This is a genomic window from Octadecabacter arcticus 238 (assembly GCF_000155735.2).
In the GTDB taxonomy this organism is placed as follows: domain Bacteria; phylum Pseudomonadota; class Alphaproteobacteria; order Rhodobacterales; family Rhodobacteraceae; genus Octadecabacter; species Octadecabacter arcticus.
Window position 1 is genome coordinate 151,342 of sequence record NC_020908.1, and the last position, 22,155, is coordinate 173,496.

Here is a 22,155-nt window from a genome sequence, read left to right on the forward strand (position 1 = left end):
GAGTTCCTTTCAGGGTGGTCGCGGAACCCTACCCGTCCCTAAACATGCGCGCAATGTAACCTGACAACGGCTTCAACAGGTAGTTGAACGGCGTGCGGTTTGCTGTGCGAATAAACGCTTCGACCGGCATGCCGGGGATCAAGGTCGCGTTGCTTGGCAGCCGCGCAAGTTCGCCATCGTTGAGCGTAATTTCTGCGCGGTAATAGGAGGCACTGTTGGCATTGTCGGTGAAGGCATCGGCGGACACCAGCGCGACTTTGCCGTAAAGTTCCGGCGTTGTGCGCTGATCCAGAGCCGAGAACCGCACGGCGACCTCTTGCCCGATTGTCAGCACGTCGATGTCTGTCGGCGCGACCTGTGCAGCAATGACCAACGGGCGATCCTGTGGCACAATAAACAGCAGCGGATCAGCAGGCTGGATCACAACGCCAGACCCGAACACCTGTAGCCCGTAAACAATCCCGCCCACAGGCGCACGGATTTCAAGGCGCGCAAGCTGACGCACCAATGTTGTGCGGTTTTCGCGCAGTTCCAACTCGTTGAACTGAAGGTCACGCAGACGGGTGATAGCCTCTTCGCGACGCGCGGCTTCAAGACTAAGAAGTTCAATCTCCATCTCGGTAATGCGTTCCTCGGCACCACCCGCAGAGGCCGTAAGTTCGCCCGATTGACCCTGTAATCTCGCTGTTTCTCGTTGCAGGGTCAGAACGACAGACGCCTGCGCCAACCCGCGATCTAACAAGGCTTGCTGATTGGTCAATTCTTCGTCGATCAGGCCAAGTTGGGTGCCAAGTGCGTTCTGCTGCGCAAGAATGCCCCTGATCTGTGACGCGATCTGATCTTTTCGGTTCGACAGGGCTTCCGTGCGACGCGCGATCGTATCAAGGCGAGCGTTAAAAAGGTTGGTTTGTCCGGCTTTCAGGCTCGCGACGGTCTCTGGATCGCCCTCATCGAGCAGGGGATCGAAGACCAGCCCAACTGTGCTGTCGCGCTCTGCCTCAAATCGTGCACGACGCGCGAGGGTTTCAAACAATTGTACTTCGACGACCGCAAGACTGGCCTGTAAATCTTGGGCATCCAGACGCAACAACAGGTCGTCTTTTTCAACAACATCGCCTTCGTCGACCAAGATATCCGTGACGGTACCGCCGTCCTGATGCTGGACAATTTGGCGGTTCTGATCGACCTCTATCAAACCACTGACAATAACCGCACCGGTGATTTGCGCCGTTCCGGCCCAGCCACCAAAACCGCCGACCAAAATCACAAGCGCAAGGATACCGAGTGTCATAGGGCGCCGCGAGGACCATTCTGTTTTCATGTTAGCAATCCGATCATGTTACGCCGCCGCCCTTGCCTTTGCCCTGTTCAATTTGTGTCCGATTGGCAAGAATTTGCGCCTTGACCTCTTCGGTTGGGCCGAACGCCTTGAGAATGCCGCCGTCGATATACATCAACTTGTCGCACTGCTCGATTGCTGCAGGGCGGTGGGCCATAACGAACACGCAACGCCCTTCTTCCCGCATCAGGCGAATGGCGTTGTTTACGGCCAGCGACCCTTCGTTGTCGAGGTTTGAGTTCGGCTCATCCAGCACAAGATACACTGGATCACCGTACATTGCGCGCGCCAGGCCGACGCGCTGAACCTGCCCGCCCGAAAGACGCCCGCCTGCCGAATCAATGATGGTGTCGTAGCCTTCAGGGAGCTTCAGGATCATTTCGTGTGCGGCTGCGCGTTTGGCGGCTTTGATGACGGCCGCATCGTCGGGGTTCGACGACATGCGTGCGATATTGTCGCGAATCGATCCGTTCAACAGCTGGATCGTTTGCGGCAGGTAGCCGACATAGCTTCCCAAAACGTCTGGATCATATTGATCCAACGCCGCCCCATCGAGCCGGATTGTTCCGCCCGCTGGTTGCCAAAGCCCCGCAAGCGCACGGGCGAGTGTGGTTTTGCCCGCACCGGACGGACCAATGACGCCCACGGCTTCGCCTGGGTTTACAGTAAATGAAATCATCCGCAGGCTGGCCTTGGTTTCACCCGGCGGCAGCACAGTCACTTGATCGGCGACGATGCGTGCGGCTGGTCGTGGCAAATCAGTGCGCTTCCCTGGTTCGGGCACCGATCCAAGCAAACGGGTCAGGTTCACCCAACCAGATTTTCCACGGTTCAGCACGGGCCACTGGCTGACCAACAGTTCAATCGGCGCCAGCGCGCGACCCAAAAGGATCGAGCCCGCAATCATCGCACCGGCTGTCAATTCGCCTTCCAGCACCAGATAGGCACCGACCCCGAGCATGGCTGACTGCAAAAACAGGCGGAACGACTTGGTAACGCTGCCAAACCCGCCGGCCAGATCGCCCGCCCAAATCCCAGTGCGCAAGGACTTGTTGCGCAGTTCAATCCAGCGATCAAACGCGGATTTTCGCATTCCTAGGGCTTGGATCGTGTCTGCGCCACTGCGCAGTTGTTCCCCCATTTTTTCAGCATGATAGGTGGCCTGATTGGCATCATTCAGCGGTCTCTTGCTGCTGATTTGGTTGATGATCGCGACCATGACCAAAAGCGAACCACCGCCAATTGCGAGATAGCCAAGGTAGGGGTGAAAAATGAAAATACCCAACAAGAATATAACCGTCCAAGGCAGATCGAACGGGGCCATTGCAACGGGTGACGTGATCGCGCGTTGCACGGCTTGCAGATCGCTCTGGCCTGTTGCCGCCTCAGCGGGGGCGCGGCCGGATGCGCGCGAGCGCATGGATGCATTGAACACACGTTCGTCCAGATCTGTTTGAAACTGCGCCCCGACACGTCCCATAATCCGGCCACGAGCATAATCCAGAATACCCATCATCAGATACATGAACCCGACCAGAACCGACAGCGCCACTAAGGTTTCAAGCGACCGCGATCCAAGCACACGGTCATAGACGTTAAGCATATACAGCGGCCCCGTCAGCATTAGCGCGTTCACGAAACTGCTGAAAATAGCCACGAACCAATAGAGTGGTCGCGATTTTTTGCGGACAGCCACCAGCTCTGCTCTGCCAGCTTGAATTTCAGCGCGGGTCGGCTCTTTTACATTCATGGGCGTCTTTTCGCTTTTCGGTTTGGCTGGGAGCCAATGCTATGACACCTTTAACTTGATCTCTCGGTCGCATATGAATCGGTAAATTGTGCAGTAAAATTGCACGGGAATCGTTAATTTTGATCTAGGTCCTGATTTTCCCTAGGTTACCAACATCTGCTGCGGGTATATCATTGTTACGCATATTAAAAACTAATTTTCGCACGGGTTGCGTCCTTATCGCCATGGTTTTGCTGTCGGCCTGTACCGCGCCGCAATCTGGTGTTGAGTTCAACGACCCCTATGAGGCGAGTAACCGCACCTTCTATGATTGGAGCGTCTCGCTTGATCGTATGATTTTGCGTCCGGCTGGCCAAGTGGCCGCGGTACTGCCGATGGAAATAACACAGCCTGTGTCGAGTTTTGCAGATAACGTTGGTCTGCCGGGCATGGTGGCCAACGGGTTACTGCAAGGTGATATTACTGGAATGGGGACCAATGCAATGCGGTTCCTGATCAATACTACGGTTGGTATTGGCGGGCTGTTTGACCCCGCAGGTGCCATTGGTCTGGCTGAGGAATCGACAGATTTCGGTGAGACCTTGGCGGTTTGGGGCGTCCCTGAGGGCGCATACCTTGTATTGCCATTGTTTGGCCCGTCTACCGAACGCGACGCTGTGGGAACCCTTGTCGATTTGTTGTTTGACCCGCTGCAAAGCGTCGGCACAATGGCACAGATAGATTACGCCACGGGCGCCAAGATCGCTGACCGCGCCATCTCTCGTGGTGCATTTATGGATACGATCGATAGTATCTTCTATGAAAGCGCGGACAGTTATGCGGTCGCGCGGCTTGCCTACTTGCAGAACCGGCGTTTCGAATTAGGTGAAGCCCCATCGGTTTGCGACGAGATCGATCCGTTTTCGGATGAGCTGAGCCTTGAAGGATTTGAATGATGACTGACCTGACATTTTCGCGCCGCTCCATCATGGCCCTTGGTGGCGCAGGAATGGTGGCTGCACTGCCACTGCCCAGCTTTGCGTTGACTGGTAGTGAGGCCGAAGGTTTGGTGAATTCTGCTGTGGCAGACATCAACGGCGTCATTCAGTCCGGCGCGACTGTTAATTCGATGGTAAACAGCTTTAAGGGCATCTTTGAACGTTATTCAGACACGCCCTATGTGGCCGCTTACGCGCTGGGCAACGATGGGCGTTCTGCGTCAGATGCGCAGAAACGCGCATTTTCGGATGTCTTTGGCAACTACCTCGCGAACAAATATGGTCGGCGCTTTAACGAATTCGCAGGCGGTGAAATTCAGGTTCAGGGATCAAAGACCGTGAACAGTTTTATCGAGGTGAACACCGTTGCCGTTCTGCGCAATACGTCGCCGTTTCAGGTAGATTTTCACGTGTCCGACCGCCCAGGTCGCCCAGTGTTCTTCAACCTGATCATCGAAGGCATCAATATGCTGCTGTCGGAACGGTCCGAAATTGGTGCGATGCTTGACGCGCGTGGCGGAGATCTTGACGCGTTGATCCGTGATCTTGTCTGATGCGATCTGGTTTCACCAGTGCGCTCACCCTGATCCTTGTGCCCGCGTTGGCTGTCGCGACACCCTACGATGGCACGTATCGTCAGAACGCCAATTCTGAATGCCTGCTTGTCGGCGTCGACGGCGGTGCATTGCGCATCAATGATGGTATTTTCTATGGTGTTGAAATGGAATGCCGGATGACGCGCCCCGTCACGGTCGTTAGCATGGATGCCACGCTTTACACGATGGTGTGTTCGGGCGAAGACCAGATTTGGACCGAACGCGCGATGGTGATGAATGACGCAGAAGCCGACGGCGGCATCATCATGATTTGGGACGGCTACGCGTTCCGTTATTCGAGGTGCGACGACATCGTCGAATAACCGTCCTATTTAGCACCGACAATCTACCCACCATTATTCAGTAACTCGCGCAGCACGTTGTTGATGATCGAGTCTGCTTGCTCAGGCGTGAAACCCAATCCGTCGCCGCCTTGCCCAGTGCTGGGTTGCGGGCCGATAAATTCGGCAGGTGCCTGCATTGGCAGCGGCGTTGGTGCGAGGCCTGACAAAACCCGCGTCATGGTTTCGTGCCAAATTTCCGCCGGAAGGCCGGACCCCGTGACGCCGGTCAGCGGCGTGTTGTTGTCATAGCCCATCCAGACGCCCGCCACGTAGTCACCGCTGAAGCCGATGAACCACGCATCGCGCGCGCCTTGGGTGGTGCCGGTTTTGCCAGCAATTTCCCAACCCTCAACTGCGGCGCGGCTGCCGGATCCGCCTTCAACCACCTGATACATCATCCACGTCAGCTGCCGCGCGGCGCTTTCTTGGATCACCCGTTCACGGATGCCGCCTGTGGCCGTCAAAAGCGGTTCACTTTCACCCGCAAGTCGTAGTTCGACCAACCCGTAGGGTTTAACGGCGGAGCCACCGTTCAGAATGCCGGCATAGGCGCCTGTCATCTCAACCAATGTGCTCTCGGATGCGCCAAGTGCAAGCGCGGGACCACTGGCGAGATCGCTGACAATGCCAAAACCCTCGGCCACGGTCCGCACGATGTCGCGCCCGATTTCCTCGGACAGAATGACGGCAGGAATGTTGAGCGATTGTTGTAACGCCTGCACAAGCGTAACCTCGCCCTTAAACTCGTTGGTGTAGTTTGACGGGCACCACGCGCCCGATCCCGGCGTGGTCCAGCAACGTCGCTCGTCCACCACGGTCGCCAGCGGCGACCATCCCAAATCAAGCGCGGCTGCATAGATGAACGGTTTGAACGCCGATCCGGTTTGGCGCAACGCCTGCGTCGCACGGTTGAACGCCCCCGATACCGTGAGGTCGCGCCCACCGACCATCGCACGCACGGCCCCATCCGCTGACATCACCACGATCGCAGCTTGGGCTTCTGATCCGTCGCGGACCTTGTTTTCAAACACCCACACCAACGCGTCTTCTGCTGCGGTCTGAATACGTGGGTCCAAAGTCGTGCGGATGATCACGTCTTCGGTCGTGTCGCTGGTGAAATAGCTGGGTGCAGTGTCCATGACCCAATCGGCGAAATAACCACCTGCCCGCGCCCGCGCGGCTTCCGATAATGTCGCAGGATTGGCTTGGGCGTCTGCTGCCTCGGCCTCGGTCAGGTAGCCGTTCTCTTGCATCAGGCGGATCACAGTCGCGCCGCGATCTTGCGACACTTGCAGATTGCGTGTTGGCGCAAAACTTGACGGGGCCTTAAGCAGCCCAGCCAGCATCGCCGATTGTGCAGGGTTCACATCGATGGCGGAAATCCCAAAATACCGTTGCGATGCTGCTTCGAATCCTCGGCTACCGGCACCCAGATAGGCGCGGTTCAGATAGATCGTCAGGATTTCGGCTTTGGTGTAACGGGCTTCCATCGCAAAGGCATAAACCGCTTCCTGCACTTTGCGCCAAAGCGTCGTGCGACGGCAGTCGGCCTCATATGCGGTCTCGTCTTCCCATGTGTCGGGATCGAACGGGTGGCCAAAACAGAGCAGCTTTGCAGTTTGCTGCGTGATGGACGATCCGCCCGCGCCGGACAACGGATTGCCACCGTTGCGGAAGTTGCGCACCATCGCGGCGCCGGTCGCATAGAAATCCACGCCAAAATGCCAGTAGAACCGTTTGTCCTCGGTGGCGATGACCGCGTTACGTAAATTCTCGTTCACTGCGTCTGACGAAATCATTCCGCCAAACTGATCGCCGCGCCACGCGAAGGTTGCACCATCCCCATCCAGCAACGTCACCGATCCGCGCGTGCGCCCGTCGACCAATTCATCAATCGAGGGCAGGGAGGACGCGTAATAAAACACACCGACGCCGACCAGCAGCATGACAACGACCGTGCCGCGCCATGTAATACGCCAGAACAGGATCAGCAGCCATTTGAACGGCCACAACAACGGCCACAACAAGGTGCCAAGCAAACCTCGCCGCTTTGGCGCCGCCTTGCGGCGACGTGCGCGTGTCGAAGGTTTACGGGCTTTTGCCACCGGTCTGCTGCGTTTTTCCGCCACCAGCGGCGGCTTTGATCCTCGTTTGCCGGTCATATGGCCCACTCGTTCCCTGCGCCTTATGGCGTCTGTTGTCGCCATGTTATCGCCCCCGATTCCAAAAGTAGAGACCGATGTCCCCTCGATAAGCACTTTTCTGCTTGCCTAATTTTTGGGCCTGTCGATGAAATTGTACAATTTTTGGGCAAAATGCTGCACCTGCACATGAAAGTCGGGGGCGCTTGCCTTGAGGTACGCCCTCTCACGTTACCTTTTAGGCCCAGATGGCCACATGGTCTGTCGACGAAAATCGGAAGGGGAACGCGTGAAACTCATTATCGCAACAATCAAACCGTTCAAGCTCGAAGAGGTCCGTGAAGCACTGACGTCTATCGGCGTGCGCGGAATGATGGTGACTGAAATCAAAGGCTTCGGCGCACAGTCGGGTCACACCGAAATTTATCGCGGCGCTGAATATGCTGTGAATTTTGTACCGAAAATAAAACTCGAAATCGTCGTGAGTTCGGCAATGGCGGATGAGGTCGTGCAGACCATCGCCACCACCGCAAAGACCGACAAAATCGGGGATGGCAAGATTTTCGTCATGGACGTGCAAAGTGCTGTGCGCGTGCGCACCGGCGAAACCAACGAAGACGCGATCTAGGTCGCTCAAAGGGGAAAAGATAGATGAAACTTCTAAAGACATCCTTGGTTGCAGGTGCTTTGACAGCGCTTCCGACCTTGGCGCTTGCACAAGATGCAGCGCCCACATTCGACGAAATCGGGCCGTATATTATGACGACGCTCCTGTTCTTAGTGGCAGGTTTTCTGGTATTTTTCATGGCGGCCGGTTTTGCCATGCTCGAAGCGGGCCTCGTGCGGTCCAAAAACGTTGCGATGCAGTTGACCAAGAACGTCGCGCTGTTTTCTGTCGCAGCCATCATGTATTGGATGATCGGCTTTAATCTGATGTATCCGGGCGACTTCAACGGTTACGTCGGCAGCTTCTTTGTTATCACGCAAGCAGAGCCCGTTGGCCTCGCTGCAGCGGATGCAGCACTTGACTACGCATCCGTCGCGTCCGACTTTTTCTTCCAGCTGGTGTTTGTAGCTGCTACGGCGTCTATCGTGTCCGGTGCCTTGGCTGAGCGTATCAAGCTGTGGCCTTTCCTTGGTTTTGTCGTTGTCCTGACGGGTGTTCTTTACCCGATCTCCGGCTCTTGGCAGTGGGGCGGCGGCTGGTTGAAGGAATTGGGCTTCTCGGACTTTGCTGGCTCAACGATCGTGCACTCTGTTGGTGGTTGGGCCGCTTTGGCTGGTGCCATTGTTCTTGGCCCGCGTATCGGCAAATTCAAAGATGGCAAGATCAACCCGATGCCGGGTTCAAACTTGGCACTGGCGACATTGGGTATGTTCATCCTGTGGCTCGGTTGGTTCGGCTTTAACGGTGGATCCCAACTTGCTGCGGGCACGGTTGGCGATATTACTGACATCAGCCGTATCTTTGTGAATACCAACATGGCCGCTGCGGCTGGCTCCCTCGCGGCGCTCGTGATGACGCAAATCATGTTCAAGAAAGTGGACCTTACAATGGTCCTCAACGGTGCGCTTGCCGGTCTTGTATCAATCACTGCTGAACCTCTTGCTCCGTCGCTGCTTGGCTCTCTGCTCATCGGTGGTGTTGGTGGTGTGATTGTGGTCTTCGCAGTTCCATTGCTCGACAAGCTCAAGATTGACGACGTCGTCGGCGCAATCCCTGTGCACCTTTTTGCAGGTATTTGGGGAACCATCGCCGTGGTCTTCTCGGGCAGCGCAACGTTGTCTGCACAACTTACGGGCATCGCTGCCTACGGTGTGTTCACCTTCGTAGCTTCGTTTATCCTCTGGTATGTTCTCAAGTTGACGGTGGGTATCCGGGTCAGCGAAGAGTCCGAAATCATGGGCCTCGATATGTCTGAGCTTGGCATGGAAGCCTATCCAGAGTTCTCAAAGGGCTAAATCCCCGCACTCAATACATAGAAAAGGCCCCGCTGGTAGCAACGGGGCCTTTTTATGTCTGGGTCAGATCGACGTTATTTTGTTTGCATCTTTTGGACCATCTTCAACACGGCGCGGCGTGGCAGCAGCGGGATAAACCATTGGGTCAAGACGCTCAGCTGTCGTTCATTCACTGTCACCAACTTGCCCGCGGTCATCGCGTCGTAGCCATGTTTCGCAACGCTTTGCGGTGTCTTGCCTGACTTGACCAAATCAGTCCCGCCAAGATCAGCGCGATCCGCGAATCCGGTTTCGACGTATCCGGGTGCGAGAACTGTGCAGGTCACGCCATCACCGCGCAATTCGTGGTCCAACGCCTGACTGAACGAGCTCACAAAGGCTTTCGTCGCAAAATACACCGCCTGCAACGGACCGGGCATAAAGCCGGCGGTCGATCCGATCTGCAAAATATGTCCACTGCCCTGCGCAGCCATCTTGCCGCCAAACGCGTGCGACAGCGTCACCAAGGCTTTGATGTTGAGGTCAATCATCGCCTGTTCCTCGGTTAGTGCGCGATCGATATGCTTGCCGTGGCCGCCAAAGCCCGCGTTGTTAATCAGGATGTCGACAGACACACCAAGCGCGTCAACCGCAGTGACCAGCGCATCGGCCCCGCCGGTTTCGCCAAGGTCCTGCGCAATGACGTGAACCGTGACGCCATGTGCGGATTCCAGTTCCGCCTTAAGCGCGTTTAACGCATCCAAACGGCGCGCAACCAGTATCAGATCGCCCTTTTTAGACGCATGATAACGGGCAAATTCGGCACCGATGCCGCCAGAGGCACCGGTGATGAGGGCAGTATTTGGCATAGATAAATCCTTTGAGGATGAAAAAACGGCGTGTCTAGTCACCTAGACACGCCGCATTAGAATTCAATGACGGGGTGATTAGATCCCTGAGTCGATAATCGCTTTTGCCAGCACAGGAATGGTATCCGCATTCAAACCGGCAATATTCATCCGGCTGTCACCGACCATGTAGATCCCGTGATCGGCCCGCAATTTTTCGACCTTTTCGGGCGTCGTCCCAAGACGGGAAAACATGCCACGGTGTGTTGCCAAGAAATCAAACCGGTCTGAATTGGACAGACGGCGCAATTCGCTGGCCAGCTGCTGGCGCAGATCGAGCATCCCAAGACGGGTGTCTTCCAGCTCGGCCTCCCAATCGGCGCGAAGCACCGGATCGGTCAGGATCATTGTCACCACGCGCGCACCATGATCCGGCGGAAAGCTGTAGTTTTGACGGTTCAGGTAGGATAGATTCTGTTGTGCCAGATCACGCTCGTCTTGATTGCGGGCAATGGCCATCAGAATGCCCGTGCGTTCGCGGTAGACACCGAAGTTCTTGGAACACGACGCGGCGATCAACACGTTGTCGAAGCTGGCGGCGATTGCGCGGGTGGCGGCGCCGTCCGCATCCAATCCGTCGCCAAAGCCCTGATAGGCGATGTCCACAAACGGCATCGCGCCGACGTCTTTGATGGCCGAAATAGCTTGCTGCAACTGGTCCGCCGTCAGGTTTGCGCCTGTCGGGTTGTGACAGCAGCCGTGCAAAAGCACGACATCACCGGCTTTGACCAGCTTGAGATCGGCCAGCATACCGTCGAAATCCACGCCGCGCGTCGCTTCGTCAAAATAGCGGTATTCGGCCATTGGCATATCAAGGTATTTGATAATTGACGGATGGTTTGGCCACGTCGGGTTGGAAATCCAGACAGTCGCGTCCGGTGCAGCCAGCTTGATAAGCTCCAGCCCCTGCCGGATCGCGCCCGTCCCGCCGGGTGTAGCGACAGCCGCAACGCGTTCGCGCGCAACCGCGCCATCCAGCACCAAATCAATCATAGCGTCCGAAAACGCGGGATCACCTGCCAGCCCGACATAGGCCTTGGATGTCTGTTCATCTACCAGCCGCCGTTCCGCCGCTTTGACGGCGCGCATCACGGGCGTGTTGCCGCTCGCGTCTTTGTAAACACCAACACCAAGATCGACCTTGGTGTCGCGCGGGTCTTCCTTGTAGGCGGCCATAAGGGCCAGAATTTTGTCTTTAGGCTGTGGGGAAAGGTGCGCAAACATTAGGCGTCTCCTGTGGCGATTGGTAAATCATGGAATGTGCCCCATTCGGACCAACTCCCATCGTAAATTGCGTGATCGAATTTGCCCATTCGCTCCATCGCGAGCGCGAGGACAGACGCCGTGACACCAGACCCACACGACAGAATGGCAGGTTTAGACAAATCAACACCGGCCTTGCGGAACACTTCGGCCATGGCGTCGTTGGATTTTAATGTGCCGTCGGGCGCCAAAAGATCGCGGTAAAACACGTTGCGTGCATTCGGGATATGGCCCGACCGCAGACCTTCGCGGGGTTCTGGCGCGTCGCCGCGAAACCGCTCTGGCGCGCGGGCATCGACGATGACGTAATCCCCAAGCTTGGACGCGGATGCGACCTGCGTGACGTCCTTCACCATCTGGTTCTGGCGCGTCACGGTCATATGGCGATCGCGCACGATCGGCGGCAGGTCTTCAATCGTACGCCCCTCGGCCTGCCATTTCGGAAACCCGCCATCAAGAACGGCAATATCGGTTTTGCCCATCAGCCGGAACAACCACCAGACGCGGGCCGCACTAAACAGGCCAGCGCCGTCATAAACGACAATCTGGTGGCCATCGCCCACGCCCAGTTTGCGCATGCGGGACATGAATTTCTCGACTGGTGGCACCATGTGCGGCAGTTCAGATCGGTGATCGCTCACCTCGTCGATATCAAAGAAACGCGCACCCGGAATATGTGCGTTGTGGTATTCGGCCAATGCATCACGTGCCATATCAGGCAGATACCAAGACGCATCCAAAATTCGCAGATCGGGATCTTTCAGATGGTCGGCAAGCCAACCGGTCGAAACGAGGGTTCTAGGGTCATCGAAAGCCATGGCATACCCCATGAGTATAGGCGTTGCGGGATAAATATGTCCCTAACGCCGCGACCCTTCCAGTGCAAGGTTTGCCACACAAAAAGGAGCGCCACGGCACCGCCGGACGCTCCGAATTCTTCGTCAAGGCAAGGTTTAGCTCTTGGACATCATGTTCTTGATGATAGCGCCGATACCGCTAATTGCCGCGCCGCCAGCGCCGCCGCCGACGATACCGCTCAGCAGTGTATCAATTCCACCGCTGGAAACAGCTTCTGCCGCTTAAGCGCCCATCGAACCAAGGACCGTGCCTGCGCCCAAGCCGCCAAGTGTTCGCCGCTTAGTCGCCGTGGCGCAGCAAGCGGGCCTTCTGACGTCCCCAATCGCGAGCCGCCTCGGTTGCGCGTTTGTCTTGCTTTTGCTTGCCCTTGGCGATCGCGATCTTAACTTTCACGCGGCCTTTATGGTTGAAATACATCACCAAGGGCACAAGGGTCATTCCCTCACGCGAGATCGCATTCCCCATCCGCACAAGTTCGCGTTTGGACACCAACAACTTGCGCCGTGAACGGTCCTCATGGGGGAACATCGCCTGCTGGTATGGCGCGATGTAGGAATTGATCAACCAAAGCTCGCCCTCTGCCACCGTCGCGTAGCTGTCGGCGATATTGGACTGGCCGACCCGCAGCGATTTGACTTCGGATCCAGCAAGAATGATCCCGCACTCAACATCTGATTCGATCGCAAAATCGTACCGCGCCCGCCGGTTTTCGGCGATGACTTTGTAGTTCGGGTTTTGATCGGGTTTCTTTGCCATAACGATGATCAGATAGGGGATGGCAGGCGCGACGACAAGCCGTAGGGTGCTCCAAACCCAAAAAGGCCAGCCATGACCCGCCTGATCATCGATAATAAGACCGCGCGCGCGGTGTTTTTGGACCAGCACCTGCTGCTTGGGTCGCGCAGCGGCTCTGGCACGGGGGGCGATTTGCAGGGCGTCATCGACCACCTCGGGTTTGTGCAGGTCGACAGCGTCAACACGCTGGCGCGTGCCCATGATCTGATCTTGTGGTCGCGCCGCCAGCAATACCGGACGCCGAACCTGCCCAAGCTTATGAAAACCCGCGGTGCGTTCGAACATTGGACCCATGATGCGTCCTGCATTTCGATGCAGCATTTCCCGATGTGGCGGCACAAATTCGCCAAGGATAAGGCGCACATGGATGCCAAATGGCCCGCGTGGCGGCGGGATGGTTTTCGCGAACAAATCGACGAGGTGTTGCGCCAGATCACCCACGAGGGCCGCTGCACATCCATGGATGTTGGTGCACACGAAGAACGCGGTTCGGGTGGCTGGTGGGATTGGCACCCGTCCAAAACTGCATTGGAATATCTGTGGCGTTCAGGAGATTTGTCTGTCTGCCACCGTAAGGGGTTTCGCAAAGTTTACGATCTGACCGAACGGATCATCCCAGCGGAACAGCTCAACGCGCGCGTCAGCGAAGACGACATGATCGACTGGGCCTGCACGTCTGCGCTTGACCGCCTTGGCTTTGCGACCTCGGGCGAAATCGCTGCCTTTTATGCGATCATCACCCCCGCGCAGGCGAAAACATGGTGCGTCGGCGCGATCAAAGATCACAGTATCCTTGAGGCTGATGTCCAGTCCCACGATGGCTCGCTGCGCGCCTCCTTCATCTTGGCCAATACAACTCAAAGGCCGCCACCAGACCCGAACGCGCGGGTCCGGCTGCTGTCCCCGTTCGACCCCGCCCTGCGCGACCGAAAACGCGCAGAGCGTTTGTTCAACTTTCACTACCGCATCGAAATTTTTGTTCCTGCCCCGAAACGGCAATACGGCTACTATGTCTTTCCTGTGATGCAGGGCGACCGGCTGATCGGGCGCATCGACGCCAAACGTGATGGACCTTCAACGCACGTGTCAGCCTTTTGGCCCGAACAAGGCGTGCGCATGGGCAAGGCCCGCGTGCGCGCACTTGAGGCCGAGATTGACCGCGTCGCGACATTCGTGGGCAGTACGGACGTCGTTTGGGGTAAAGGGTGGCTAAAAGAAAATGTGTGAACGTCGTTCATGATTGTGCAATTAATATTTGAACGATGTTCATAAGTGGATTCTGGAGAGCCGAAATGGGCCACGTCATACAAACCGAAGCACTGGTCAAAGAAGGTGTCATAACCTCGGATCAGGGCAACATCATCGCCCGCCGCTCTCGGCAAGTGATGGTCTCGCTCGTTATCAATGCGGTTCTTTGTTTTGGCATCATCGCGGCCGCTGCGGGTTTTATTGGTCTGCTGGCTGACGCGCTCGCGGTTGCGATTGTCGGTGGATTGTTCCTCGCGATTGGGGCGACGATCCTTGTCAAAGCCACGGACGTTTATCGCATGTTTGGGACCGCCTCAGCACTCATCGGGGCGGGCATGCTAACCGGCGGGGCCTCGATTGAAATTCTGGATGTCTTTGGCGAACAATCCGGTGGGTTGGCCCTGCTGGTTCTTGGCCTGATTGGTGCCGCTGTCACCGCACTCATACATCGCAAAGGGGTCGAAAATACCGGCTTTTTAACTGGCAGTATCCTGTTGATGACCGCAGCAATGCACATCGGCGGGCTATATGTGTGGGCGGGGGCGGCTGAGGTATCGGGGTTCGCTGTGCCGATGATCCACCTCTACGCTGCCGTCGTGATCTTTGGTACGGGCGTGTTCATTGACGTGCGCCTGATCACCGCGCTGGCCATCGTACCGTTTGCGCAAATGCTCGACACTGGAACGTTCTATTGGCACGCGATGTATGCGTTTTATAGCCCTGAAACGACGCTTAGCATCGTGCAACTGTCTGTCGCCATGGCCGCCTGTGTCGCCGTTGCCGGATTGCTGACCGACCGCTTTCGTCGCCACACGCATATCTTTGGCATCATGGCGTTCATCGTCGCCAACCTGTGCTTTCTGGTGGGCAGCTTGTGGGGCGATGTTGTGGGAAGCCATATCTGGGGACCGGGTTATCGCGACTACAGCGATGACTACCAGACCTTTAGCGATGTCAAATCAGCATTCGAAGCCAGTGCATTGGTGATCTCTGAACATGTTTATTCCATTGTCTGGGCGATCCTGCTAATCGCCGCGGCCTTCTGGTCTGCCAACACCAACCGCCGCGGTATTTTCAACGCCGCCAAGACCTTTGGCGGTATCCATGCCTACACCCAAGCGTTCGAGACGTTTTACGACGAACCCCTCGCCTACGTTATCGGCGGTCTTGCTGCGATCCCGTTGGCGTGGGGCCTGTGGCGTCTGAATGACCAGTTTGAGGCCCGCAACGCACTTGCCGCTTAAGAAGCAAACGGGCGGGGAAATTTCCCGCCCGTTTCAACATATAACGCAGCCAAACCCGACCTAGATCAGTTCAACAGTCCCGCATGCACCATGGCCGCGCGCATCTTTTCCTTGGTCTCATCCGTCAGCGTGGTCAGTGGTGAACGCACCTCATCCGAACACAGCCCCAGCAGCGACATACCGTATTTAGCACCGACCAATCCCGGTTCAGTAAAAATCGCCCTGTGCAGCGGCATCAAGCGGTCATTGATTGCCAATGCCGACGCGTAATCACCTGCCAAAGTCGCCAATTGCATCTCTGAACACAGCTTCGGTGCGACGTTCGCTGTCACCGAAATGCAGCCGACACCGCCTTGTGCGTTAAACCCGATTGCTGTGGGGTCTTCGCCAGACACTTGGACAAAGTCTGTGCCGCAGAACAACCGTTGGTTCGGCACCCGCGCCAGATCGCCTGTCGCATCCTTTACGCCGACAATCATGTCGTGCTTTGCCAGCTCGCCCATGGTTTCGGGCATCATATCGACCACGGACCGACCCGGAATGTTGTAAATGATGAGTGGCAGGCCACAGTTGGCCGCTTGGGTGAAGTGCTCGATCAACCCGCGCTGTGTCGGTTTGTTGTAATACGGCGTCACGACCAGCGCAGCATCTGCGCCCGCCGCCTTCGCGGCCTTTACCAAACGCACGGTTTCTGACGTGTTATTTGATCCCGCACCCGCGACCACAGGAAAACGCCCCGCCACCGCGTCCACGACAGTTTGAACCACCAAATCATGCTCGGAATGGTTTAATGTCGGGCTTTCGCCGGTTGTGCCCACAGGCACCAACCCGTGCGAACCTTGCTCGAAATGCCACTCGACAAGTTTTTTCAGCGTATCGAGATCCAGCTGGCCGTTCGTGAACGGCGTGACAAGAGCAGGGAAAGACCCTTTGATCATGATACGCATCCTAAATAGGGGGGCCGGAATTGGCCCGTTAATACCGGTTCTGTAGTGGGGTTTTCCGCCTTTGCCAAGTTTGTGAGTTGCGGTGTCGCGTCGATGATCTAACTGTGTTAATCGAATACAACGCGCACACAAAAAAACACCAAAGTACAATCAGGGGGCAACGTCAAAATGGGGGGTCAGACAATTTTGACGATTAGGACACTATGCGTAGCTGCTATTTTGTTGGCATCCCCTGCAACAGCGAAGAATGTCTCTAATTCAGACGCTACATCGCCGTTCTCGCGCGCGCTTACCTTGTTGGCGAACGGTGACGCTGACGGGGCCTATGACAGCCTCGCCGATCGTTCGGCGGTGGAACAAGATTTGCTTGAATGGATGCAGCTTCGCGACACAGGCACCGACTTTACGTTCTCCAGCTACACAGCCTTTCTGGAACGGCGTTCCGAGTGGCCCGGCAATGATGCGATCCGCGCCAATGCAGAACGCGTGATTGATGAAACGATTCCCAATGATGATGTTTTGACGTTCTTTGACGGATCGGGTGCCGAAACTGGACAGGGCGCTGTCGCATATGCCAACGCCCTGATAGCGGATGGCCGCCGCGATGCGGCCGAAGCGATGCTGGTCGATTTGTGGCTCACCTCAGCCTTCACAACGGCCTCTCACCAAGCGATCGTCAATGCGTTTGCCGATGTCGTGGCCCCGCACCATTTTGCGCGCGCTGACATGTTGCTGTGGCGTTGGCGCACCAGCGATGTGGCCAATGTTGTACCGCTGCTGGACGCAGGCCAACAGGCCCTGATCCGCGCGCGCCTTGCGAACATCAATCGCGACAGCGATATTGAGGCGCGGGAAGACCTGATACCAGACCGCCTGCAAGACACCCCCGGCCTGCACTATGATCGGTTCAACCGGTTTGTGGATCGGGGTGACTGGACCCAAGCAAGCATCATCCTCACCGCGCAATCCAACAGCGCCGAACGTCTTGGTATTCCTTGGCGTTGGGGGTCATGGCGGCGCATCCTTGCGCGTTGGCACATGCGCAAAGGCAACATCGACGTGGCCTACCGCTTTGCCACGCAGCACTTTATCCAACCGGATGAGGACAATTACAGCGATCTTGAATGGCTGGCGGGCTACATCGCACTGACCCACATGAAAGACTACGACGCCGCGCTGGTGCATTTCCAGCGCTTTGACGACTCTGTGTCGTCCCCGATTTCCAAGGGCCGTGCGGGCTATTGGCTTGGCCGCGCTCATGAGGGTTTAGGCAACGCCGACGCCGCAATTACCGCGTTTCGAATGGGTGCGCAGCACCAGACCTCATTTTATGGATTGCTGTCGGCCGAAAAACTCGGCCTGACGTTGAGCGCCGACATCGTGGGTGGCGAAGATTTTGGTGACTGGCGCAGCATCCCGATGCTCAATGCCGACTTGGTCCGCGCTGGACTGGCCTTGCTTGATGCAGGCGAACGTGGCCTGGCCGTGTTGTTCTTTCGGGATGCGGCGGCGGGCATGACACGGCAGGAAATCGGGCAACTCGGCGCGTTGTTTATGGACCTTGGGGATCCGTTTTACACTGTTCTGATTGCCAAAACCGCTGTGCAAGGTGATCTTTTGGTGCAGGACGCATACTTCCCCGTGCACCCGATGGCGGACCTCGACCTGCCTGTCGAACCCGCGCTCGCACTTGCGATTGCGCGTCAGGAATCCGAATTTCGCACCGATGCGGGCAGCAGTGTCGGCGCGCTGGGCCTGATGCAATTGATGCCCGCCACCGCACAAGAGGTCGCGGGCTGGCTAGATATGCCCTACAGTCTTAGCCGTTTGACGACGGATTGGGCCTATAACACAACCCTCGGGTCAGAATACCTCGCGTATTTGACGCGCGAATTTGGCAATTCCCCCGTGATGATCGCGGCAAGCTATAACGCTGGCCCCAGCCGCCCGAAATCTTGGATAACGGAGCGTGGCGATCCGCGCCTCAGTGTGCTGAACCCCGATCCAGTGGACGTCATTGACTGGATTGAACACATCCCGTTTCGCGAAACCCGCAACTACGTCATGCGCGTCACCGAAGGCATTCCGGTCTATCGTGCGCGGCTAACAGGCCAGATTGGCCCTGTGCGGTTTATGGATATTCTTGTTGGCGAAGCGCCCGTGATCCGCCCCGTCGCGCGACCCTCACGGACAGTCGATGCCATTCTTGAAGCCGCGCCAACCCAGCTGCGCCCGCCGGTTCGTCGCGCTGGAGAGGTCGAACCTGTGCCACCAACAGGCCCGCAACCCACGCGACCTGTCGCCCGCGCCAATGACTAGCGCAAATACCTAGGCCGCGCGTCGCGCCCGCCACAGTGTGAACATGCCTGCGGACACAACCAACCCCGCGCCAATCGCCACGTTCGGGGACAAGGTCTCATTAAAGACGGTTAGACCGATGGAGCTGGCAAACACCAATTGCAAATAGGCAAAGGGCTGGACGGCGCTGGCTTCGGCGACTTCATAGGTTTTTATCAGCAACCAATGCCCCGTCACGCCGGTGATGCATAACGCGGCCATCCACAACCAATCGGGTCCCGCCATCGGTTCCCACATCCACAGCCCCAACGGGGTCAGCGCCACCGCCCCTACGACACCCGTCCAAAAGAATGACGTCGCTGTGCTGTCGCGTCGCGCCGCGTATCGGGTCAGCAATCCATAAAGCGCAAACATGAATGCCGCCAAAAGCGGGATCGCCGCTGCTGGGCTGAACACCGTGAAACCGGGCTTCAGGATAATCAAGACGCCGATGAACCCGATCCCGATTGCCGCCCACCGTCGCCAGCCGACTTGCTCACCCAAGATCGGGCCAGACAACGCGGCGATCAACAGGGGGTAGCAGGTAAATATCGCGTGGGCCTCAACCAAGCCCAGCAACACGAACCCAAACACCATGACGCAAATCTCTGACGCCAAAAGCAGCCCGCGAAAGATTTGCAATACAGGTTGTGTCGTGGCCGCCGCTTTGCGCACAGACCCGACTTGCCGCCGCGCAAGAGCGATGACGAAGGCCGCAAAGAACCAGTAACGAATGGTGACGATCATCATAACATTATATTGCCCCGCCAAATGGCGGCTGATCCCGTCTTGCATGGCAAACACGAATGTCGTGGCGATCATCAACATGATGCCGAGGCGGATGTTTTGGGTGGTCACGACAGCACCCCGCGCGTCATATGCCGCTTGCGTCCGAACCCTTGCACACGACTGACCGTGAAACCGGCGCCCGCAAGCCCGCGCCGCACAAATCCGGCGGCCGTATACGTCGCAACAGTGCCGCCGCTGACCGTGTGTGCTGCGACCTGCGCCAGCAATGTGTCCTCCCAGAGTTCTGGATTCTTGGCAGGTGAAAACCCGTCCAGATACCACGCATCCGCATGTCCGTTCCAATCAGCCAGCGTGTCACGCGCATCCCCGACAACAACCGTCAATTCAAAATCTGGCCCGTGCAACGCAGGCGCCAGCACGTCCGCGCCCGAATCGGTGGCAAAAACATCAATCGGCAGGTCGGGAAATGCCTGCAGGGCGCGCAGCATCTCGGTCACTTGCATCGGATAGGCCTCAAAACTGGTAAAATGCAGCTTACCGGCACCCCCCGCGGCCCGCCACGCGGCCAGCGTCACCAGAAAGTTCAGCCCCGTGCCAAAACCCAGTTCGGCCACATGAAACCCGCTGTGAAACCGTGCTGGCAACTCATTGCCGCCCAAAAAAACGTGCTGCGTTTCCGCGACCCCATCATCGATCGAATAATACGGGTCATCAAATAGCACTGATACAGGCACGATTCCGTCGCGCCATTCCACGCTCGCCCGCTGGTCTGTCATGTCATTGTGTCCTATTGGTTTGCGCCTAGATCAATGCGCAGCTTTGGCGCGACAATGAGAGCAGGCAGCGGCGATGGCAACGGTAGATGTAACTGTGCGCGGGGCAGGGGTGTTTGGCTTATCCGTCGCGTGGGCTTGCCTTACAGCAGGCGCAACCGTGCGCGTGATTGATCCAAATGGCGTCGGTTCAGGCGCATCCGGCGGAATCGTCGGCGCATTGGCGCCGCACGTGCCAGAACAATGGAACCCGAAAAAGGCGTTTCAACTGGAAAGCCTGCTCATGGCGGAAAACTGGTGGGGTGAGGTCGATGTGGCTGGAGGACTTGCATCGGGGTACGGGCGCACGGGGCGACTACAACCCATCGCAAGTGAGGCGGGCGTCGCGCTTGCCAAAGACCGCATCGCAGGTGCGATGACCCACTGGCAGGACCGCGCGATCTGGGAAATCATCCAAGCCCCCTCCGCCTTTGCCCCGCACTCCCTGACTGGCCTCTATATTCATGACACCCTCACGGCGCGTCTGCATCCGGCGCAAGGCTGCGCCGCTTTGGCAGCGGCAGTCTTGGCGCGCGGCGGGGAAGTTGTGATGGATGCGCCAGACGAAGGTGCCGTTGTCTGGGCGACGGGGTGGCAGGGCCTTGAACACCTGACCAATCAACACACACGCATGGTCGGCGCGGGCATAAAAGGCCAAGCGGTGCTGCTGGATTATGATGCCCGCACATCGCCGCAATTGTTCGTCGATGGGCTGCACATCATCCCCCACGCGGATGGCACCACCGCGATCGGGTCAACCACGGAACGCGAATTCGACGATCCAACCAGCACTGACACGCAATGTGACGCACTTGTCGCCAAAGCCCGCGCTGCAGTTCCTGTCCTGCAAGATGCCCACGAAATCTGTCGCTGGGCAGGCGTGCGACCGCGCGCGCGCACCCGCGCCCCGATGCTTGGGGCCCATCCGTTTCGAAACGGTGAATTTATTGCCAATGGTGGCTTCAAGATCGGCTTCGGGATGGCACCGCTGGCGGCGGATAAACTGGCTCAATTCATCCTGAGGGGTGACAACACAATTCCAACGGACTTTGATCCGCAAGCGAGTCTTTAGCGTAACGCCTAGCGCATCTGGGCTTGCATGCACTGCTCTCCATTTGGCCCGCGCACCCATGCCGCCCCATCCGCCCAACACAACGTTGCGGAATGCGGCAAGGTCAGCGGCGCCGTCGCGCGGTACGTAACCTCGGTTATTGGTTTACCCAACTGGCGCGCGCCCATAAGCATCAGGTGCTGTGCCAGCAATGGCCCATGCACGACCAGACCATCATATTTTTCGACCCTGCATGCATAGGGGCGATCATAATGAATGCGGTGTCCGTTGAACGTCAGCGCGGAATATCGAAACAACGCTGTGGTGTCGAAACTCACCACTTCAGACTGCGTCTCATCTGTCCTTGCGTCAGGGTGGGCTGGCGGCTCACCACCGTCTTCGCGATAGACCAAATCCTGCCATTCCGTCAGCGCGACGGTCCCGCGTTGGCGAATATCATGGCGAATCCGCACGAATGCCAGCGGTCCGGACCGCCCCGTCTTACGCGTCACGCCTTCAATCACTGACGTCTTTTCAGCCACAGCACCCGCCATCAGCGGGCCGTGAAACATCAACCGCCCCGCGGCCCACATCCGTCGCGGTAGCCCCATATCTGGAACAAACCCGCCAATTGCGGGATGCCCGTCACGCCCGAGGTTCTCAGGCGGCTGCGGATCCCAGAAATAGATATGATGAAAGAACGGCGGCAACGCGCTGCCACTTTCAATGGTTTGTTCCATCCCCAACGTCGCCTGCAATGCCCGCGCACGTGCGGGGTCCATGACATCGGTCAGGGTTTGCGTCGCTGTGCTGTGTTCTGTCATAACTTCCGCTTATCAATCCGAACGGAGCCT

Annotated in this window: 20 protein-coding genes; 9 read left to right on the forward strand and 11 right to left on the reverse strand. The window is 57.4% G+C overall.

Annotation, left to right across the window (positions count from 1 at the left end; genetic code table 11):
* Window positions 1–28: 28 nt before the first annotated feature.
* Both OA238_RS00785 and OA238_RS00790 read right to left on the reverse strand, forming a co-directional pair.
* Entirely contained in the window at window positions 29–1,321 is a 1,293-nt protein-coding gene (locus OA238_RS00785) for an HlyD family type I secretion periplasmic adaptor subunit (protein ID WP_015493659.1), read from the reverse strand.
* A gap of 13 nt (window positions 1,322–1,334) precedes the next feature.
* Window positions 1,335–3,089: a type I secretion system permease/ATPase gene (locus tag OA238_RS00790; RefSeq protein WP_015493660.1), complete on the reverse strand. Its 1,755-nt coding sequence runs from the start codon at window positions 3,087–3,089 to the stop codon at window positions 1,335–1,337.
* 173 nt (window positions 3,090–3,262) lie between these two features.
* Between OA238_RS00790 and OA238_RS00795 the strand changes: the two genes are divergently transcribed.
* The 3 genes from OA238_RS00795 to OA238_RS00805 are packed head-to-tail and all read left to right on the forward strand — an operon-like array spanning window position 3,263 to window position 4,985.
* The gene (locus OA238_RS00795; RefSeq protein ID WP_015493661.1) at window positions 3,263–4,024 is read left to right on the forward strand and encodes an MlaA family lipoprotein; all 762 of its coding nucleotides are present in this window, start codon (window positions 3,263–3,265) and stop codon (window positions 4,022–4,024) included.
* A complete protein-coding gene (locus OA238_RS00800; protein WP_015493662.1) occupies window positions 4,021–4,620 on the forward strand; it encodes an MlaC/ttg2D family ABC transporter substrate-binding protein in 600 nt (199 codons plus the stop codon). Before OA238_RS00795 ends, OA238_RS00800 begins: the two co-directional genes overlap by 4 nt.
* Window positions 4,620–4,985 carry a hypothetical protein gene (locus OA238_RS00805; protein WP_015493663.1) on the forward strand — a complete coding sequence of 122 codons (366 nt, stop codon included), beginning with the start codon at window positions 4,620–4,622 and terminating at the stop codon, window positions 4,983–4,985. The genes OA238_RS00800 and OA238_RS00805 overlap by 1 nt, the downstream gene beginning before the upstream one ends.
* Window positions 4,986–5,008: 23 nt before the next feature.
* On the opposite strand, the gene OA238_RS00810 is transcribed toward OA238_RS00805, so the two are convergent.
* On the reverse strand, window positions 5,009–7,168 hold the full coding sequence (locus tag OA238_RS00810) for a transglycosylase domain-containing protein (RefSeq protein ID WP_044036026.1): 2,160 nt from the start codon (window positions 7,166–7,168) through the stop codon (window positions 5,009–5,011).
* 268 nt (window positions 7,169–7,436) lie between these two features.
* Between OA238_RS00810 and OA238_RS00815 the strand changes: the two genes are divergently transcribed.
* Window positions 7,437–7,775, forward strand: coding sequence for a P-II family nitrogen regulator (locus OA238_RS00815; RefSeq protein WP_044036028.1), 339 nt, complete (start codon window positions 7,437–7,439; stop codon window positions 7,773–7,775).
* Between the two features lie 23 nt (window positions 7,776–7,798).
* Window positions 7,799–9,109: an ammonium transporter gene (gene amt, locus OA238_RS00820; protein ID WP_015493666.1), complete on the forward strand. Its 1,311-nt coding sequence runs from the start codon at window positions 7,799–7,801 to the stop codon at window positions 9,107–9,109.
* Between the two features lie 74 nt (window positions 9,110–9,183).
* On the opposite strand, the gene OA238_RS00825 is transcribed toward amt, so the two are convergent.
* The 4 genes from OA238_RS00825 to smpB form a co-directional block, all read right to left on the reverse strand.
* The gene (locus tag OA238_RS00825; protein WP_015493667.1) at window positions 9,184–9,957 is read right to left on the reverse strand and encodes an SDR family NAD(P)-dependent oxidoreductase; all 774 of its coding nucleotides are present in this window, start codon (window positions 9,955–9,957) and stop codon (window positions 9,184–9,186) included.
* 78 nt (window positions 9,958–10,035) lie between these two features.
* Complete coding sequence (locus tag OA238_RS00830; RefSeq protein ID WP_015493668.1) at window positions 10,036–11,220, reverse strand: amino acid aminotransferase; 1,185 nt, start codon at window positions 11,218–11,220, stop codon at window positions 10,036–10,038.
* Window positions 11,220–12,077 carry a 3-mercaptopyruvate sulfurtransferase gene (gene sseA / locus OA238_RS00835; protein WP_015493669.1) on the reverse strand — a complete coding sequence of 286 codons (858 nt, stop codon included), beginning with the start codon at window positions 12,075–12,077 and terminating at the stop codon, window positions 11,220–11,222. Before sseA ends, OA238_RS00830 begins: the two co-directional genes overlap by 1 nt.
* A gap of 319 nt (window positions 12,078–12,396) precedes the next feature.
* The gene (gene smpB / locus OA238_RS00840; RefSeq protein ID WP_015493670.1) at window positions 12,397–12,873 is read right to left on the reverse strand and encodes an SsrA-binding protein SmpB; all 477 of its coding nucleotides are present in this window, start codon (window positions 12,871–12,873) and stop codon (window positions 12,397–12,399) included.
* A gap of 72 nt (window positions 12,874–12,945) precedes the next feature.
* Here smpB and OA238_RS00845 point away from each other — a divergent pair, with 72 nt between their 5' ends.
* Entirely contained in the window at window positions 12,946–14,139 is a 1,194-nt protein-coding gene (locus OA238_RS00845; RefSeq protein WP_015493671.1) for a winged helix-turn-helix domain-containing protein, read from the forward strand.
* 65 nt (window positions 14,140–14,204) lie between these two features.
* A complete protein-coding gene (locus OA238_RS00850) occupies window positions 14,205–15,404 on the forward strand; it encodes a hypothetical protein (protein ID WP_015493672.1) in 1,200 nt (399 codons plus the stop codon).
* 65 nt (window positions 15,405–15,469) lie between these two features.
* Here the strand turns inward: OA238_RS00850 and dapA are convergent, their stop codons facing one another.
* The gene (dapA, locus tag OA238_RS00855) at window positions 15,470–16,342 is read right to left on the reverse strand and encodes a 4-hydroxy-tetrahydrodipicolinate synthase (RefSeq protein ID WP_015493673.1); all 873 of its coding nucleotides are present in this window, start codon (window positions 16,340–16,342) and stop codon (window positions 15,470–15,472) included.
* 228 nt (window positions 16,343–16,570) lie between these two features.
* Between dapA and OA238_RS00860 the strand changes: the two genes are divergently transcribed.
* Window positions 16,571–18,670 carry a lytic transglycosylase domain-containing protein gene (locus OA238_RS00860; RefSeq protein WP_245581418.1) on the forward strand — a complete coding sequence of 700 codons (2,100 nt, stop codon included), beginning with the start codon at window positions 16,571–16,573 and terminating at the stop codon, window positions 18,668–18,670.
* A gap of 9 nt (window positions 18,671–18,679) precedes the next feature.
* Here OA238_RS00860 and OA238_RS00865 read toward each other — a convergent pair whose 3' ends face one another.
* Together OA238_RS00865 and mnmC2 are read right to left on the reverse strand one after the other, a co-directional pair.
* Complete coding sequence (locus tag OA238_RS00865) at window positions 18,680–19,546, reverse strand: DMT family transporter (RefSeq protein ID WP_015493675.1); 867 nt, start codon at window positions 19,544–19,546, stop codon at window positions 18,680–18,682.
* On the reverse strand, window positions 19,543–20,214 hold the full coding sequence (mnmC2, locus tag OA238_RS00870; protein ID WP_015493676.1) for a tRNA (5-methylaminomethyl-2-thiouridine)(34)-methyltransferase MnmC2: 672 nt from the start codon (window positions 20,212–20,214) through the stop codon (window positions 19,543–19,545). Before mnmC2 ends, OA238_RS00865 begins: the two co-directional genes overlap by 4 nt.
* Before the next feature lie 73 nt (window positions 20,215–20,287).
* On the opposite strand from mnmC2, the gene OA238_RS00875 reads away from it, so the two are divergent.
* On the forward strand, window positions 20,288–21,322 hold the full coding sequence (locus OA238_RS00875; RefSeq protein WP_015493677.1) for an NAD(P)/FAD-dependent oxidoreductase: 1,035 nt from the start codon (window positions 20,288–20,290) through the stop codon (window positions 21,320–21,322).
* Between the two features lie 8 nt (window positions 21,323–21,330).
* Here OA238_RS00875 and OA238_RS00880 read toward each other — a convergent pair whose 3' ends face one another.
* Window positions 21,331–22,125: an HTD2 family dehydratase gene (locus OA238_RS00880; RefSeq protein WP_015493678.1), complete on the reverse strand. Its 795-nt coding sequence runs from the start codon at window positions 22,123–22,125 to the stop codon at window positions 21,331–21,333.
* Window positions 22,126–22,155: the final 30 nt, after the last annotated feature.

Bases quoted from the DNA above. Each gene is read 5' to 3' on its own strand.
- mnmC2 (WP_015493676.1), bottom strand. From the start codon at position 20,214: ATGACAGACCAGCGGGCGAGCGTGGAATGGCGCGACGGAATCGTGCCT.
- OA238_RS00810 (WP_044036026.1), bottom strand. From the start codon at position 7,168: ATGACCGGCAAACGAGGATCAAAGCCGCCGCTGGTGGCGGAAAAACGC.
- OA238_RS00805 (WP_015493663.1), top strand. From the start codon at position 4,620: ATGCGATCTGGTTTCACCAGTGCGCTCACCCTGATCCTTGTGCCCGCG.
- dapA (WP_015493673.1), bottom strand. From the start codon at position 16,342: ATGATCAAAGGGTCTTTCCCTGCTCTTGTCACGCCGTTCACGAACGGC.
- OA238_RS00825 (WP_015493667.1), bottom strand. From the start codon at position 9,957: ATGCCAAATACTGCCCTCATCACCGGTGCCTCTGGCGGCATCGGTGCC.
- OA238_RS00800 (WP_015493662.1), top strand. From the start codon at position 4,021: ATGATGACTGACCTGACATTTTCGCGCCGCTCCATCATGGCCCTTGGT.
- OA238_RS00850 (WP_015493672.1), top strand. From the start codon at position 14,205: ATGGGCCACGTCATACAAACCGAAGCACTGGTCAAAGAAGGTGTCATA.
- OA238_RS00845 (WP_015493671.1), top strand. From the start codon at position 12,946: ATGACCCGCCTGATCATCGATAATAAGACCGCGCGCGCGGTGTTTTTG.
- OA238_RS00875 (WP_015493677.1), top strand. From the start codon at position 20,288: ATGGCAACGGTAGATGTAACTGTGCGCGGGGCAGGGGTGTTTGGCTTA.
- OA238_RS00790 (WP_015493660.1), bottom strand. From the start codon at position 3,089: ATGAATGTAAAAGAGCCGACCCGCGCTGAAATTCAAGCTGGCAGAGCA.
- OA238_RS00830 (WP_015493668.1), bottom strand. From the start codon at position 11,220: ATGTTTGCGCACCTTTCCCCACAGCCTAAAGACAAAATTCTGGCCCTT.
- OA238_RS00785 (WP_015493659.1), bottom strand. From the start codon at position 1,321: ATGAAAACAGAATGGTCCTCGCGGCGCCCTATGACACTCGGTATCCTT.
- smpB (WP_015493670.1), bottom strand. From the start codon at position 12,873: ATGGCAAAGAAACCCGATCAAAACCCGAACTACAAAGTCATCGCCGAA.
- sseA (WP_015493669.1), bottom strand. From the start codon at position 12,077: ATGGCTTTCGATGACCCTAGAACCCTCGTTTCGACCGGTTGGCTTGCC.
- OA238_RS00880 (WP_015493678.1), bottom strand. From the start codon at position 22,125: ATGACAGAACACAGCACAGCGACGCAAACCCTGACCGATGTCATGGAC.
- amt (WP_015493666.1), top strand. From the start codon at position 7,799: ATGAAACTTCTAAAGACATCCTTGGTTGCAGGTGCTTTGACAGCGCTT.